Below are 14419 nucleotides of genomic sequence, written 5' to 3' on the forward strand. Positions count from 1 at the left end.
GAGTGTGCGGAGTGGCCTCAGGTGCGCAGGGGGCGTGAGAAGGGGACGGGCCCCGGGCAGGTGGTCCGTCCCCCTCGCACGGCTTTGGGTCAGACGGCGATCCAGTCGATGTCGGCGATGTAGCCGGACGGGTTGGAGACCTTGATGGAGTTGGTGCCTGCGGTGAGTTTGATCGGGAGGTAGACGACCTGGGGTGTGCCCCAGTCGTTGTCGCCCAGGCCGTGGTAGTTGACCCAGTAGGTGTCGGCGTTGTTGATCGTCAGCATGCTCTGGCGGCTGGTGTCGCCGTCGGTGTAGGCGATCTTCACCAGGTAGGTGCCGGTGGTGGGCACGGTGATGTCGTTGAGGGTCACCGAGGCGTCGTAGCCGATGTTGCCGATCTTCTTGCCGCCGGAGCAGAGTGTGCAGCCGTTGGCGCTGGCGTTGCCGGTGAGGGTGCTGTTGGCGGCCTCAGCCTCGTAGCGGACCGGCCCACCCGACTTCGAAGTGAACATCGTGACCGGAGCGCTCGCCTCGGACGACTTGTTGCCGTTGACACCCTTCACCTCGAACTTGTACTGCGTCTGCGGCAGCAAGCCGGTCACCACAACACTCGGCCCAGTGCTGGTCGCCACCTGCTTGCCGTTGGCGAAGACCTTGTACGACTTGGCGCCGGTGCTCGGCTGCCACGCCAGCGAGACCGTGGTCCGGCTGACATCGGTCGCCTTGACGTTGGCCGGCTTGCTGACCGAGCCGAGGCTGTTCGGGAAGATCTTGTACAGCTTCGACCCGTGCGCCGGCAGCACCGCGCTGACCTGGCCGCTCACGTTGTTCGTGTTCTGCGCCGCCCAGACGTCCCGCACCCGCGCCTTGCCGGTGATCCCGAGCTCGTCGAACTTCCCGGTCACCGTGGCGGGCTCCTCGCCCAGGTTGAACAGCCCGACGGTGACGGACCCGTCGGTGTTCTTGGCGAACCAGGTCTGCCGCAGCTGGTCCTGGTTCAGCGGCCGGGCCGGGACGCCGGCCTGGTCGATCGCGATCACCTCGCGGTTGGTGAGCAGCTTGAGCCCGTACGCGTCGAGCTTGGTCAGGTCGTCGCCGGCGAACAGCGGCGCCGAGTTGATCGCCCAGAACGTCATGTACGACTGGCGCTCGGTCTCGCTGATGCCGTCCATCGCGCCGACGCCGACGTTCAGCGCGTCGAGGTTGTTCCAGTGCCCCGGTCCGGCGTCGTCGACCCACTGCGCGACGTCCCACCAGCGCTGGACGACGGAGCCGGTCCAGCGGACGATCGTGTCGCAGTAGCACTCGACGTCGGTGTCGATCCGCCAGCCGTTCGAGTTCGCCTTCCAGGTCTCGGCGTACCGGTGGCTCAGTGACCACGACAGCGTGTACTGCATCGGGCGGCCGGCGTTCTGGACCGCGCGCCACCAGGACTCGACGTCCTCGGTGTTGTTGTGGTTCGGGTCGTCCGGCGAGCCCTTCCAGGAGCCGGGGCCGACGCCGTCCATCTTGATGAAGTCGACGCCCCAGCTCGCGAAGGTCCTGGCGATCGAGTCCGCGTACTTCTGCGCGCACGGGCTGGCGTAGTTGATCTTGTACGCCTGGTCCCAGCCGTTCGTCGTGCGCAGATCCGGGTAGACGATGTCGCGGGTGAAGCAGCCGGGCGCGTCGAAGATCGGGGTGTTGCCCTCGCGGTAGACGTCGAAGCCGAGGCCGACGACCGTGTAGATGCCGAACTTCAGCCCGAGCTTGTGGATGTCGTCGCCGACCGCCTTCATGCCGCGGGGGAAGCGGGCCGGGTTCGCGATCGGCCGGCCGTACTCGTCACCGCCGCCCTGCCAGCCGGCGTCGACGTTGATGTACTCGTAGCCGTAGGGCTTCAGCTTGGTGGCCAGCGCGTTGGCCTGGGTGAGGATGTTCTTCTCGTTGATGAAGCTGCCCGGGCCGTCGGGGTTCACGCCGGGGTAGTTGGTGGACTGCAGGCTCCAGCTGCTCCAGCCCAGGTAGGGCTTCGCGGCGATCTGCGGGTACTTCGCTGGTACCGGCGCCTTGGCGGTCGGCACCTCGATCGGGACGGTGGCACTCGCGGGCGCGATCCAGGCCGCTGCCGACACCAGGGCGACGGCGGCCAGCAGAGTAATGCCAATACGGCGTACAGACATAGGAGTCCTCCGTTGTGGGCGGAACGTGCGCCGAGCCTAGGACCGGTTAATTTACTAGGTCAAGTAACAAGCCTCAATAACCGTGAGTAAGTGCTGTAACACGATTGCCATCCAACTGAGATCAACCTTGGCAGGGGGCTGGGGGTCTCTATTCACGTAAGGGATCGATGACCCGTGTGAGGCGGGTCTGCCCGAACGGGAGGGGATTGATCATCAACATTTCACGGAAGTTCGGTCGTACGGCGGTGGCCGTGACCGGAGCGGCGACACTCGTCGCGCTCGCGGCGGGGGCCGCGGGAGCAGCGACCTCGAGCCGGCAGGCGGCGGCCCAGCCGCAGCTGAAGCTGGTGGCGGGCAGTACCGACGTGACGCTCGACCGCTATCCCGAAGGGGGTGGCATCGTGCTCGACCTCGGCACCCACCTGGTGGCGGGCAAGAACCCGATCGAGGTCCGGGCGACGCGCAAGTCGTACAAGGACCCGGTCGTCGGCGTGCAGATCGTCAACGGCAAACCCAAGGCACTGCCGGCCGGCTCGGTGACGGACTTCGGCGGCCTGGCCAAGTTCCTGCACCTGACCATCACCGATGCCACCGGCAAGAAGGTCTACGACAAGGACCGCACCTTCTGCCTGAACGGCGAAGGCTCGCGGACCCGGCCGGACGCGCCGGCCACCTCGCCGTACCCGGAGGGCTGCAGCGCGAATCCGTTCACGCTCGGCGCGGTCTGGGGTCTGCAGGCCGGCTGGTCGTCGAACACCACGAGCTACTACGGCAACGACGAGAACGTCGACCTGCCGGAGGGCAAGTACACCGCGAAACTGACCGTCAACAAGGTGTACAAGGACTTCTTCAAGATCGGCGCGTACGACTCGGCCGTGACGCTGAAGGTGACGGTCAAGAACGTCGAGGACTGCGGCCACGGGGTCGCTGAGGGCTGCAAGCAGGCCTTCGCGAAGGCGCAGGCGAAGGCGCTCACCAAGACCGGTGTCGCGCCGAAGCCGGCCAAGATCCAGGCCAAGCCGCACGCGCAGCGGCCGGTCGGCAAGGCGTCGGTTCCGGCCGGTCCGAAGCCGGACCTGCGGTCGGTGCCGGCCTGGGGAATCCAGGTCACCACCGGCGAGGAAGGCACGCCGGAGGCCGACAAGGACTACCTGGCGTTCTCGGCAACTGTGTGGAACGCGGGTCCGTCGCCGCTGGTGCTGGACGGTTTCCGGCAGCAGGGCAAGGACCTGATGGACGCGTACCAGTACTTCTACGACGCGAACGGCAAGGAGGTCGGGTACCAGAACACGGGCACGATGGAGTGGGACCCGCGGGAAGGCCACACCCACTGGCACTTCACCGACTTCGCCCGCTACAGCCTGCTGAGCGCAAAGCAGACCGAGGTCGTCCGCAGCCAGAAGGAAGCCTTCTGCCTGGCCGCGACCGACGCCATCGACTACACGGTGAAGAACGCCAACTGGCACCCGTCCAACACCGACCTGCACACCGCGTGCGGCAACCACGGATCGCTGTCGGTCCGCGAGGTGCTGGACGTCGGGTCCGGCGACACCTACGAGCAGTTCCGTCCCGGCCAGTCCTTCGACATCACCGGCCTGGCGAACGGCACGTACTACATCCAGGTGCAGGCCAACCCGGAGAAGCGGCTGATCGAGTCGAGCACCACGAACAACGTCGCCCTCCGCAAGGTGATCCTGGGCGGCACCGCGCACCACCGCACGGTCAAGGTTCCGCCGGTCGGTCTGATCGACGTTCCGTGATCCGTTAGTTGCTGAATGCATGGGCGGCCCTTCCTGGGGGAGGGCCGCCTTTGCGTTGCCCGGGTTCTGGGTACGGGTGGTGGAATGGCAGTAGCCGACACCCCTGGAGCGACGATGACCGAGGAACGCCGGATCGAGGCGGAGATCCCGCTGGACGCGACCCCCGCCGAGGTGTGGGACGCGATCGCGACGGAGCCCGGCCTGACCGCGTGGTTCGCGCCGATGGACCCGGCGCCGGACGAGAACGGACTGTCCGCCGACGGCGTCGTGCTGCGCTGGGAGCCTGGTCTCGGCTACGCCATTCAGACCGAGACGAGTGCCTTCGAGTACCTGATCGAGGAGCAGGACGACGGCTCGTCGATCCTGCGCTTCGTCCAGACCGGTTTTCTCGGGGACGACTGGGAGGCGGAGTACGAGGCGACCGCGCGCGGCTGGGACCTGTACTTCCACACGCTGCAGCTGTATGTGTCCGGCTTCCATGGCGCGCCTGCTACCTATGTGGTTGCCGAGGGCCCCGCATGGTCTGGGACCGCGGAGGCCTGGCAGAAACTGCGCGAGGCGGTCGGCGGTGAGGTCGGCACGAAGGTCGAGCTGGATGTCTACGGGCTGGGTGTGGTGGTCGGCGAGGTCGACTACGACGGGCCGAGCCATTTCGGCATCACCACGGAGTACGCGCTGCTCCGCTTCCACAACCGCAGCCTGCTCGGCATGCCCGTTGCCCTCGGCCACCATTACTACGGACCTGGCCAGGACGCCAAGCGCCTCGAGGACGCTTGGCAATCCTGGCTGACCGAGTTCTACCTGACTCAGTAGTGCAAGGGCTTCTTCCTGGTACGCCGGGGGTGCGGGTGATTGACGTCGCGCTGGTGATGCCGCCGGGCGATCGTGCGTGGCCGCTCGATCCGCGGTGCCGCCGGCCGTTCGACCCGTACCTCGGTCTGCGTCAGCCCGAGTCGCGGCGGCTGCAGCCACGGTGAGCGGGTGTCCGAGCGGACCACGACCACGCGGAACCGGCCGGTCCGGGCGAGCTTGATCCCGATCGCGATCGTCGCCACGGCCGGGATCATCCCGGCCAGCAGCAGCCCGAAGCGGGCACCCCAATGCTGGGCGATCCAGCCGACGGTCGGTCCGCCGATCGCGCCGCCGCCGATGAAGACCAGGTTGTAGATCCCGGCGACCCGGCCGCGGAGTCCGTCGGGAGTGGTGAGCTGGACCATCGACTGGGCGGCGGTGAGGAACATCAGCGTCGCCATGCCGAGCGCGGCGAGCAGCGGGAGGAACGTCCACAGCGACGGCTGGATCGCGGCCACCATCTCGGTCACCGCGAGGATCGAGGCGATCGCGACGAGGTTGCGCAGCCGGGTCGGGCGCACTCTCCTTGCCGAGAGCAACGCCCCCGCGAGTGAGCCGACCGCAACGACGGAGTTCAGTACGCCGTACCCGGTGGCGCCGGTGTGGAAGACGCGATCCGCGAAGGCGGTCAACGTGACCGGCAGGCTGATCGTGAACATGCCGTAGACGCCGACCAGCGCGATCGCCCAGCGCACGGCCGGCTCGTGGAACGCGTACTTCACGCCGTCCTTCAGCCCATCGCGGATCTTGATCCCGGCGCCGGCCTTACGGGCAGCCTGCAGGCCGGGCATCTCGCTCTCGCGCATCATCGTCAGCGCGGTGATCGAGCCGAAGAAGGTGATCGCGTTGAGTGCGAAGGCCCAGCCGGTGCCGACCGTGCCGAGCAGCGCGCCGCCGAGCGCCGGGCCGATCAGGCTGCCGAGCTGGAACGTCGACGAGACCATGCTGATCGCGTTGCGCAGTCGCTGCTTGCCGACGAGCTCGGTGACGAAGGACTGCCGGGTGGGGTTGTCGACGGCGGTCGCGAGGCCGAGGAAGAGAGCGAGCGAGTAGACCTGCCAGACCTGGACGCTGCCGGTGAACGCGAGGGTGGCGAGGATCGCGGCGGCCAGGCCCATCGTGGACTGGGTGACGAGCAGGACCTTGCGCTTGGGGAAACGGTCGGCGATCACGCCGCCGTACAGGCCGAGCAGGAGGGTCGGGAGGAACTGCAGGGCGGTGGTGATGCCGACCGCGGTGGCACTGCCGGTCAGTGTCAGGACCAGCCAGTCCTGGGCGATCCGCTGGACCCAGCCGCCGGTCGAACTGACGAACAATCCGCTCACCAGGAGGCGGAAGTTACGGACCTGCAGAGCACTGAAGGTGTCGCGGAAGCCCGGCCGTTTGAGCGCGGCGTGCGGGTCGATCGGGGTGCTGCGATGGGTGTGGAAGTCGGGGACGGGGTGGACAGAACCGGTGGCCCGGGTGGTCAAGAGTCATCCCTACGGAAGTTTGTGTCAGGGGAGGTCTCCTCCATCCTCACCGGCCGGGGGTGGATTCTGACAGCGAATTACTCCTATTAGTCTTATTGCGTCCCGCAATGAGAGGGGTTCTGGTGACCTACGATCCGGACCAGTTGCGCACGTTCCTGGCGGTCGCGCAGTCGCTGAGCTTCACCCAGGCCGCGGAACGGCTGGGCATCCGCCAGCCGACGGTCAGCCAGCACGTCCGCAAACTCGAGGGGGCGGTCGGGCGGCCGCTTTTCGTCCGCGACACGCGGACCGTCACGCTGACCGCTGACGGGGAGGCGATGGCGGGTTTTGCCCGGACGATCCTGGCGGCGCACGAAGAGGCTGCTGGGTACTTCACCGGGTCGGAGTTGCGTGGGCGGCTGCGCTTCGGGGTGACGGATGACCTTGCGCTGACGCCGTTGCCGCGGATCCTGCGGGACTTCCGGCAGTTGTATCCGCGGATCGATCTCGAACTGACCGTTGCCCAGAGCCCCAATCTGCTGCGGCGGGTCGAGTCGGGTCATCTGGATCTGGCCTACGTCAAGCACAGCCTTGGTGGCGGCTACGAACCGAACGGCCGGGTCGTCCGGCGGGACCCGCTCGTCTGGGCCGGCATCGCCGGCACCAGGATCGCCCCCGACGGCCCGGTCCCGCTGGTCGCCTACCAAGCCCCCAGCCTCAGCCGCTCCCTAGGCGTCCAAACCCTCGAGCAGGCCGGCCGCTCCTGCCGCATCACCTGCATCGTCCGAGGCGTCAACGGAGTCCTCGCCGCGGTCCGGGCCGGCCTAGGCATAGCCATCTTCGCGCGGTCTTTGATGCCGGCTGACCTGGTCGAGCCGCCGCCCAGTGCGGGACTGCCAGAGTTGCCGGCCATCGATCTGGTGCTGATCACCAACCCAAGAGCAGCCAAGGAACCCGCCGAGGCCCTGACCTCCGCAATCCTCAGCAACAACGCCCCCCTCAAACCAGCCGACTGAGCGCGCCCATCCCGTGCGCGCCCCAGGGGCTACGCTCCGCGCTCGCGCTAGCGGATTAGGGCGTCGCCGCGGGCGACCAGGGTGAGGATGCTGATCGCGGCTACGCCGATGGTCAGGAGAAAGGGTGCCTTCTTCCACAGGACGATCAGGGTGAGCAGTGCGGCGACCACGAGCAGGGTGAGCCAGCCGATTGCGCCCAACGGACCGGGTGGGGCGACGACCAGGAGGGCTGTGGCGATCGCGAGGGGGAGCGGCGCGGCGTACCGGGCTAGCTTGCCCAGGCGTTGGGGCCAGCCGGTTACGCCGGTGGCCAGGTCGTCGGCTAAGTCGGGGACTACGTTGGCGAGGTGGGCGCCGACGCCGAGGAGGGCGGTGGCGGCGGTGGCCCACCAAGGGGCCCAGGTGCCGGCGGTACCGAGGGTGACGAACGACGGGAGCAGACCGAAGGCCACGGCGTACGGGAGCCAGGAGATCCGGGTCGACTTCAGGCCGAGGTTGTAGCCCCAGGCGGCGCCCACGCCGATCAGGTGTGCGAGGCCGGCCAGCACGCCGCTGGCGAGCGAGAGTGGGACGCAGGCAACTACCATCGAGATCGCGCCGATCCACAGGGTCCGCCGACTCACCAGTCCGAGCACGATTGGTTTGTCGTTCCGGTGGACACTGGTGTCGCGGGGTGCGTCAATCGCGTCATTGCTCCAGCCGATCGAGAGGTGGCCGGTGAGGATTGCTGCGGCGACTAAGAGGCATCCGGAGGCGTTCCTGCCTGCCGACCAGGCGACGACGGTGACCAGGGTGGTGACGGCAACGGTCGGGCCGGGATGGCTCGCCATCGCGAGCCCCTTGAGAACTCTCAGCCCGCTCACCGACCCAACGATGCCACGATGACGCGGATCGCCGCGGTGCAGGCCGCGTTGCCGCCCAACCGATACGCCCAACACGAGCTCACCGACGCGTTCGCCGAGATCTGTCTCCCGGACGGCAAGGGGATCGGTCTGCTCCGCCGGCTGCATGCCAACGCCGGCGTGTCCCATCGCCATCTGGCGCTCCCGTTGGAGCGGTACGCCGCGCTGAAGGACTTCGGCGAGGCCAACGACGCGTGGATCTCGGTGGCGGTCGACCTGGGCGCCGAAGCGGTGTCGGGGGCACTGGCGGCGGCCGGGCTGACGGTGGATGACGTCGACGTGCTGATGTTCACCACCGTGACGGGGGTCGCGGCGCCGTCGATCGACGCGCGGGTCGCCGTACGGCTCGGGCTGCGGCAGGACGTGAAGCGGATGCCGTTGTTCGGGCTGGGGTGCGTCGGGGGAGCGGCTGGGGTTGCGCGCCTGCATGACTATCTCAAGGCCTGGCCGGGGCATGTCGCAGTACTGCTGTCGGTGGAGCTGTGTTCCCTGACGCTCCAGCGGGATGACTCGTCGCTGCCCAACCTGGTTGGCGGCGCTCTGTTCGGTGACGGGGCAGCGGCAGTGGTGCTGACTGGGTCGGAGCATCCAGCTGCGGCCGGGCCATCTGTGGTGGCTACGCGGTCGCGGCTCTATCCGGACTCGGAGCGGGTGATGGGGTGGGACGTCGGGTCCGGTGGGTTTCGGATCGTGCTCGGGGCCGACGTACCGCAGGTGGTTCGGCAGTACCTCGGTGGTGACGTCACTGCCTTTCTGGCCGCGCATGGGCTGACGATTCCGGAGATCGGTACCTGGGTGAGCCACCCGGGTGGGCCGAAGGTGCTCGAGGCGGTCGCGGAGACGCTGTCGTTGCGGCCGGGGGCCCTCGACCTGACGTGGAAATCGCTCGACGCGGTCGGCAACTTGTCGTCGTCGTCGGTACTGCACGTGCTCGGTGACACCCTCCGGCTGGATCCTTCGGGTATGGGCGTGTTGCTCGCGATGGGCCCAGGCTTCTGTTCCGAGCTCGTACTCCTGGAGTGGTGATGGACTCGTCGTTGTGGTGGTACGTCGCGCTGGTGCTCGTGGTGGGGCTCGAGCGAGTGGCCGAGCTGGTCGTCTCGTTGCGCAATGCCGCTTGGAGCTTCAAGCAGGGTGGGGTGGAGTCGGGCAAGGGGCACTACCCGTTCATGGTGGTGCTGCACACTGGGTTCCTGGCGGGGTGTCTGGTCGAGGCGATCGTGGCGGATCGGCCGTTCATCCCGGCGCTCGGGTGGACGATGCTTGCTGTCGTGGTGCTGGCGCAGGGGTTGCGGTGGTGGTGCATCTCGGTGCTCGGACATCAGTGGAACACGCGCGTGATCGTCGTACCGGGGCTCTCGTTGGTTGCTGCTGGCCCCTATAAGTGGTTGCGTCATCCTAACTACGTGGCGGTGGTCGCGGAGGGGATCGCGCTGCCGCTGGTGCACACGGCGTGGGTGACGGCGGTCTTGTTCCTGCTGCTGAACATCCCGCTGCTGACGGTCCGGATCCGCGCGGAGGAAGCAGCGTTGGACTCAGCGCTGACGAAGTGATCGACCTCCTCGTCGCCGGCGCCGGCCCGGCGGGCGCGGCCACCGCCATCCGAGCCGCCCTGGCCGGCCTCTCCGTCGTCGTCGTGGAGCCTCGCTCGATGCCGATCGACAAAGCCTGCGGCGAGGGCATCTCTTCTTCTGCTGTCGGATACCTTCGACGGCTGGGCGTGGAACTGGACGGCCGCCCGTTCCACGGCATCCGCTACCTGGATTCGTCGCACGTGGTCGATGCCCGCTTCCGCCAGGGACCAGGCCTCGGAGTCCGCCGCACAACCCTCCAGCGCGCCCTGGCCACCCGCCTGGCCGACCTGAACATCCCCGTCATCCCCACCCGGATCTCAACCATCACCCAAAACCAGCACTCGGTAACAGCCGCCGGCCTAACCGCCCACTACCTAGCCGCCGCCGACGGCCTCCACTCCCCAACCCGCCGCCAACTCGGCCTAGGAGCTGGCAGCAGCCAGCGCCTGAGTCCAGCCGAGCAAGCCCGGTTCCCAGCGGCGGGCGACGCCCGACTGCAGGACGCTGACAGCGAGCCCGGCTCTATCGCCCCACCCCGCCTACCGTGGGCCCTGCCCCACCTGCCCAGGCTCCCGACCCTGCCCCGCCTTTCCGCAGCCCGCGACGCGGCGCAGCCGCGGCGTGGGCTGCGTCGGCACTACAGCGTGCGGCCTTGGTGTGACCTCGTAGAGGTCTACTGGTCTCGCCTCGGCGAGGCCTACGTGACTCCGGTGGCCGACGACCTCGTGGGGGTCGCCATCCTCACCTCCGAGCGGGGCTCCTTCGACAGTCATCTGGAAGCCTTCCCCGCCTTGAAGCGCCGCCTGGTGGGTGCCTCCGAAGCCTCCTCCGTCATGGGAGCCGGCCCGCTCCGCCAGCGGGTCCGAGGGCGGGTTGCCGGGCGGGTGATGTTGGTTGGGGATGCGGCCGGGTATGTCGACGCGTTGACCGGGGAGGGGATCGCCGTGGCTCTGCGGACCAGTGCCGAACTGGTCCGGTGCGTCGAGCGGAACGACCCAGCGGCGTACGACGCGGCCTGGCGGCGGGTGTCCTGGGAGTGCCGGTTCCTGACGGGTTCGTTGCTCTGGGCCCGCAACAGATCGTTGCTGGCTCCCCGCATCGTCCCGGCCGCGGCGCGACTGCCGAAGGTTTTCGGTGCCATCGTCAACCAACTCGCGTAACGCCTGCCCCAGAACGCGCGTTGGCCCGGCGATCGCTCAGACAATCGCCGGGCCCACACGCGACCGAGCATCCTGGTGAAATGCTCGCTCGGGTTGCTCCAGCCTCCTGGTGAAAGGCTGGAACGATCTGGCCCCAGCCTCCTGGTGAAAGGCTGGGACAAGTTCTCGGTGTTTCTGAGTTAAAGATTGCCAGCCGCATGTTGCCCATCCGTTGCCGGAATATGAAGCCTTGTTACTTAGCCCGGTGACCTACGTCTCAGTGCTCGGTCCGCACGGCCGCGATCTGCAACTGAAGAGCCAGCCGCTCGCGCGGGCTGGACAGGTCGAGCCGGGCGATCTCCCCGATCCTTTTCATCCGGTGCCGCAGCGTGTTCGTGTGCAGATGCAGCTCTCGCGCCGCCTGCTGCGGCTGCCCGGGATAGTTCAGCCACGCCTGCAGGGTGTCGACGAACGCGGTGTCGTGCTCGATGTCATGCCGTAACAAAGTCGCGAGCGGCCCATCCAGCTTCGTCGTGTCGAGCGAGGTGACCGCTCGGTGAACAGTGAGGACGTGCCAGGCCTGCTCGACCCGCAATGCCGGGCCGGGCGCAAGCTCACGCCGTACCAGTCCCAGCAGCTCGACCGCCTCGGCGCGAGAGCTCGGCAGGTCCGCCGCGCCACGGGCACGCCCGCCGGCCGCGGCCGTAGTACCGGGGAAGTCTTTGGCCAGGTCGATGACCAGCTTGCGCAACCAGCGCCACGATCCAGGTCCGTCGCCATCCGAGACGACTGCCAGGACGGTCCCATCCAGGTCGGCCAGCTGCGGCTCACTCCAGCCATGGCGGCGACCAGTCGACTCCCAGAGGTCCAGCTCTTGCGGTACGTCGTACGCGGCCGGCGAACCCAGCGCTACCACCCGCCACGGCGCAGGCGGCAGCCGTACGTCCAGCGGAGTGTCAGGGGAGAACTGCCGCAAGACAGTGCGCAGCCTGTCGATCGCACTGCGCCTGGCGACGTCCGCCTGAGCCCTGAGCCGCAGCATGTGCAGCGCGAGCACCGACGCCGCGTTGCTGAGCTCAGTAGTCACCTCTGCGCTCACCGGCCCATCCACCACGGCCCAGATAGACCCCAACCACTCACCACCGGCCCTGACGGGTACTACTAGCCGCGGCCGAATGCCGTTCGGCCCATCCGGCACCAGGAACGGCTCACTCGACCGGGCCAGCCGCCGGAAGATCCCTCGGGCCCGGAAGTGCGCAATGACCTCAGCAGGTACGCGGCGGCCGACAATCGTCGACACCCGGGTCGGGTCCGTGTCAGAGACGTCATGGAGGCTCGAGTACGCCAGTACCCGGGACTGGTTGTCCTCGATGGTCACCGGCGCGTCGACGATGGCTGCAGCGGCATCGGCCAGTGCGAAGAGCTCCTGGTGCACCCCGGCGTCTCCGGCAGTGGGGGAGTCCGGTGCGGCTGCCCTGTCGATCACACCTCGCAGTAGCCACACCACGTGGGCCCAGGTGACTGACGGCTGCAGCGCGACCAGGGTGAGTCGCCGCTTGTCCGCATGAGCCATCACGGCCGGGTCCTGGGCCAGTGTCGTCCGCAGGATGATCCCCGAGGCGTTGCCGACTGCACAGCGCTCTACTAGCTCTACCGCCTCCTCCGGACTGCCCAGGCCGAAGCCAAGGACGAGGTCGCCCGGCTGACCGGTCGAAGCCTCCTGCGGATCGGCGAGGAAAACATCGCGCACCTCACCGTCGCCCTGCCCGGCGACGACGATCTCGAAGAGGGCCGGTCCGACGGCGACGACCAGGTCAGGGACGGTGATCATGAAGTTATTGTGCTCTTGCCACTGTCATCAGTGCCAGCTGTGGTGCGATCGCACCATGACAGCGGTTCCGGGCGGCCGCACCATCGATACATGGTCGCTTCCGTGCAAGGCACTCACATCGTCCCGGACCGGGTCGCCGTCGTCGGCGCCGGCATGGTCGGTCTCGCCACCGCCTGGTTCCTCCAGGAGGCCGGCATCGAGGTCACCGTGCTGGATCGCGAAGGCGTCGCCGCGGGTGCCTCCTGGGGCAACGCGGGCTGGCTGACCCCCGGCCTGGCGACTCCGCTGCCGGAGCCGGCCGTTCTCAAGTACGGCGTCCGTGCGGTGCTGAGCCCCTCCTCGCCGGTCTATGTACCGCCGACGGCGAGCCCGCGGCTCATTTCGTTCCTGACCCGCTTCGCTCGCAACAGCACCGCCGGACGCTGGAAGACCGCGATGGAGGCGCTGGTGCCGATCAACCGGCAGGCGCTGAACGGGTTCGACGCGCTCGCCAAGGCGGGGGTCGAGGCCGAGACGTACGAGGCCAAGTCGTTCCTGGCGGCGTACCGGACCGAGGCCGAGCGCTCGGTGCTGCTCGAGGAGATCGAGCACATCCACGCGGCCGGCCAGGGCATCGAGTTCGAGGCCATCACCGGTGACGACGCCCGCGAGATCGAGCCGTCGCTGTCCGACGAGATCGGCGCGGCGATCCGGCTGCACGGCCAGCGCTTCATCAACCCGGGCGAGTACGTGAACATGCTCGCCGACTCGGTCCGCGCCCGCGGCGGCACCATCGTCACGGGCGTGACGGTGAAGGACATCGTGGACGAGATCCGCGGGGTCCGGATCGTCACGGCGGACGGTGAGAGCACGCCGTACGACGCGGTCGTGATGGCGACCGGCGCCTGGCTCGGCGATCTGGCGCGGCAGTTCGGCGTACGGACCGTCGTGCAGGCCGGACGCGGCTACAGCTTCAGCGTCCCGATCGCGCACGTGCCGGCCGGACCTGTGTACTTCCCGGCGCAACGGATCGCCTGTACGCCGCTGGGCGACCGGCTCCGGGTGGCCGGGATGATGGAGTTCCGCAAGCCCGACGCGAAGCTCGACCCGCGCCGGATCGACGCCATCGTGGAAGCGGCCCGGCCGCTGCTGCGGGACGCGGACCTGGACGCTCGCACCTTCGAGTGGGTGGGACCACGCCCCTGCACCCCGGACGGCCTGCCCCTGATCGGTGCGACCTCGTCCCCGCGCGTCTTCGCCGCCGGCGGCCACGGCATGTGGGGCATCACCCTCGGCCCGATCACCGGCCAGCTCCTCGCCGAAACCATCACCACCGGCCGCACCCCGGTCGAACTGGCCCCCTTCAACCCCCTCCGCTGACCCACCGGCCAGCAGATCCTCGGCCGGCTGCGTGGAGATACCAGCCGACCAGACTCAAGAGCCCAGCTGCAGCCGGGCTCCCTCCCCACCGACCACCCACGAACTCCCGTCGCGGCCGAGCCGTACCCCAGCCGCCTCTTCCGCGACGGGACCAGACGGCCTCCACCCTGCAGGAGACCACCGGCCGGCCCCGCTATCTCCCGGGGCTCCGGCAGCACCACCCCGGGCCCGCGGCTCCGCGGTCCCCGGCAGCACCACCCGGGCCTGTGACCCCACAGCCCCGGCAGCACCACCCCGGAACCACAGATCCGGGCGCACCACCCCGGGCCCCTCACCAAGACCCGGCGCACCACCCGGGTCGCTCAAGGCCCGGTGCACCACCCGGGTCCTT

11 protein-coding genes are annotated in these 14419 nt (G+C 68.5%); 7 read left to right on the forward strand and 4 right to left on the reverse strand.

Annotated elements, in window-relative coordinates:
- Positions 1–89 precede the first annotated feature (89 nt).
- Positions 90–2144: a fibronectin type III domain-containing protein gene (locus ABD116_RS29015; RefSeq protein ID WP_343977185.1), complete on the reverse strand. Its 2055-nt coding sequence runs from the start codon at positions 2142–2144 to the stop codon at positions 90–92.
- A gap of 251 nt (positions 2145–2395) precedes the next feature.
- On the opposite strand from ABD116_RS29015, the gene ABD116_RS29020 reads away from it, so the two are divergent.
- Both ABD116_RS29020 and ABD116_RS29025 read left to right on the forward strand, forming a co-directional pair.
- Entirely contained in the window at positions 2396–3904 is a 1509-nt protein-coding gene (locus ABD116_RS29020) for a lysyl oxidase family protein (RefSeq protein WP_343977188.1), read from the forward strand.
- Positions 3905–3988: 84 nt separating this feature from the next.
- Positions 3989–4717 (forward strand): SRPBCC family protein, encoded by a 729-nt coding sequence (locus ABD116_RS29025; RefSeq protein ID WP_343977191.1) that lies wholly within the window; start codon positions 3989–3991, stop codon positions 4715–4717.
- Here ABD116_RS29025 and ABD116_RS29030 read toward each other — a convergent pair.
- A complete protein-coding gene (locus ABD116_RS29030; protein WP_343977194.1) occupies positions 4711–6228 on the reverse strand; it encodes an MFS transporter in 1518 nt (505 codons plus the stop codon). The genes ABD116_RS29025 and ABD116_RS29030 overlap by 7 nt on opposite strands.
- 122 nt (positions 6229–6350) lie before the next feature.
- On the opposite strand from ABD116_RS29030, the gene ABD116_RS29035 reads away from it, so the two are divergent.
- Positions 6351–7223, forward strand: coding sequence for a LysR substrate-binding domain-containing protein (locus ABD116_RS29035; RefSeq protein ID WP_343977197.1), 873 nt, complete (start codon positions 6351–6353; stop codon positions 7221–7223).
- Positions 7224–7270: 47 nt separating this feature from the next.
- Here ABD116_RS29035 and ABD116_RS29040 read toward each other — a convergent pair whose 3' ends face one another.
- Entirely contained in the window at positions 7271–8086 is an 816-nt protein-coding gene (locus ABD116_RS29040) for a UbiA family prenyltransferase (protein WP_343977199.1), read from the reverse strand.
- 18 nt (positions 8087–8104) lie between these two features.
- Here ABD116_RS29040 and ABD116_RS29045 point away from each other — a divergent pair, with 18 nt between their 5' ends.
- Genes ABD116_RS29045 through ABD116_RS29055 form a run of 3 tightly spaced genes read left to right on the forward strand, consistent with a single transcriptional unit; the run spans position 8105 to position 10859 of the window.
- Positions 8105–9151 carry a type III polyketide synthase gene (locus ABD116_RS29045; protein ID WP_343977202.1) on the forward strand — a complete coding sequence of 349 codons (1047 nt, stop codon included), beginning with the start codon at positions 8105–8107 and terminating at the stop codon, positions 9149–9151.
- Positions 9151–9678, forward strand: coding sequence for an isoprenylcysteine carboxyl methyltransferase family protein (locus ABD116_RS29050; protein ID WP_343977205.1), 528 nt, complete (start codon positions 9151–9153; stop codon positions 9676–9678). The genes ABD116_RS29045 and ABD116_RS29050 overlap by 1 nt, the downstream gene beginning before the upstream one ends.
- Positions 9675–10859: an NAD(P)/FAD-dependent oxidoreductase gene (locus ABD116_RS29055; protein ID WP_343977208.1), complete on the forward strand. Its 1185-nt coding sequence runs from the start codon at positions 9675–9677 to the stop codon at positions 10857–10859. The genes ABD116_RS29050 and ABD116_RS29055 overlap by 4 nt, the downstream gene beginning before the upstream one ends.
- Positions 10860–11115: 256 nt before the next feature.
- Here ABD116_RS29055 and ABD116_RS29060 read toward each other — a convergent pair whose 3' ends face one another.
- Positions 11116–12669, reverse strand: a complete 1554-nt coding sequence (locus ABD116_RS29060) for a helix-turn-helix domain-containing protein (protein WP_343977211.1) — start codon at positions 12667–12669, stop codon at positions 11116–11118.
- 90 nt (positions 12670–12759) lie between these two features.
- Between ABD116_RS29060 and ABD116_RS29065 the strand changes: the two genes are divergently transcribed.
- Entirely contained in the window at positions 12760–14028 is a 1269-nt protein-coding gene (locus tag ABD116_RS29065; RefSeq protein WP_343977213.1) for an NAD(P)/FAD-dependent oxidoreductase, read from the forward strand.
- Positions 14029–14419: the final 391 nt, after the last annotated feature.

The organism is Kribbella koreensis (genome assembly GCF_039525325.1).
Taxonomy (GTDB): Bacteria; Actinomycetota; Actinomycetes; order Propionibacteriales; family Kribbellaceae; genus Kribbella; species Kribbella koreensis.

Excerpts from the sequence above, each read along its gene's own strand:
- ABD116_RS29050 (WP_343977205.1), top strand. The coding sequence starts at position 9,151 with ATGGACTCGTCGTTGTGGTGGTACGTCGCGCTGGTGCTCGTGGTGGGG.
- ABD116_RS29025 (WP_343977191.1), top strand. The coding sequence starts at position 3,989 with ATGGCAGTAGCCGACACCCCTGGAGCGACGATGACCGAGGAACGCCGG.
- ABD116_RS29065 (WP_343977213.1), top strand. The coding sequence starts at position 12,760 with ATGGTCGCTTCCGTGCAAGGCACTCACATCGTCCCGGACCGGGTCGCC.
- ABD116_RS29045 (WP_343977202.1), top strand. The coding sequence starts at position 8,105 with ATGACGCGGATCGCCGCGGTGCAGGCCGCGTTGCCGCCCAACCGATAC.
- ABD116_RS29015 (WP_343977185.1), bottom strand. The coding sequence starts at position 2,144 with ATGTCTGTACGCCGTATTGGCATTACTCTGCTGGCCGCCGTCGCCCTG.
- ABD116_RS29060 (WP_343977211.1), bottom strand. The coding sequence starts at position 12,669 with ATGATCACCGTCCCTGACCTGGTCGTCGCCGTCGGACCGGCCCTCTTC.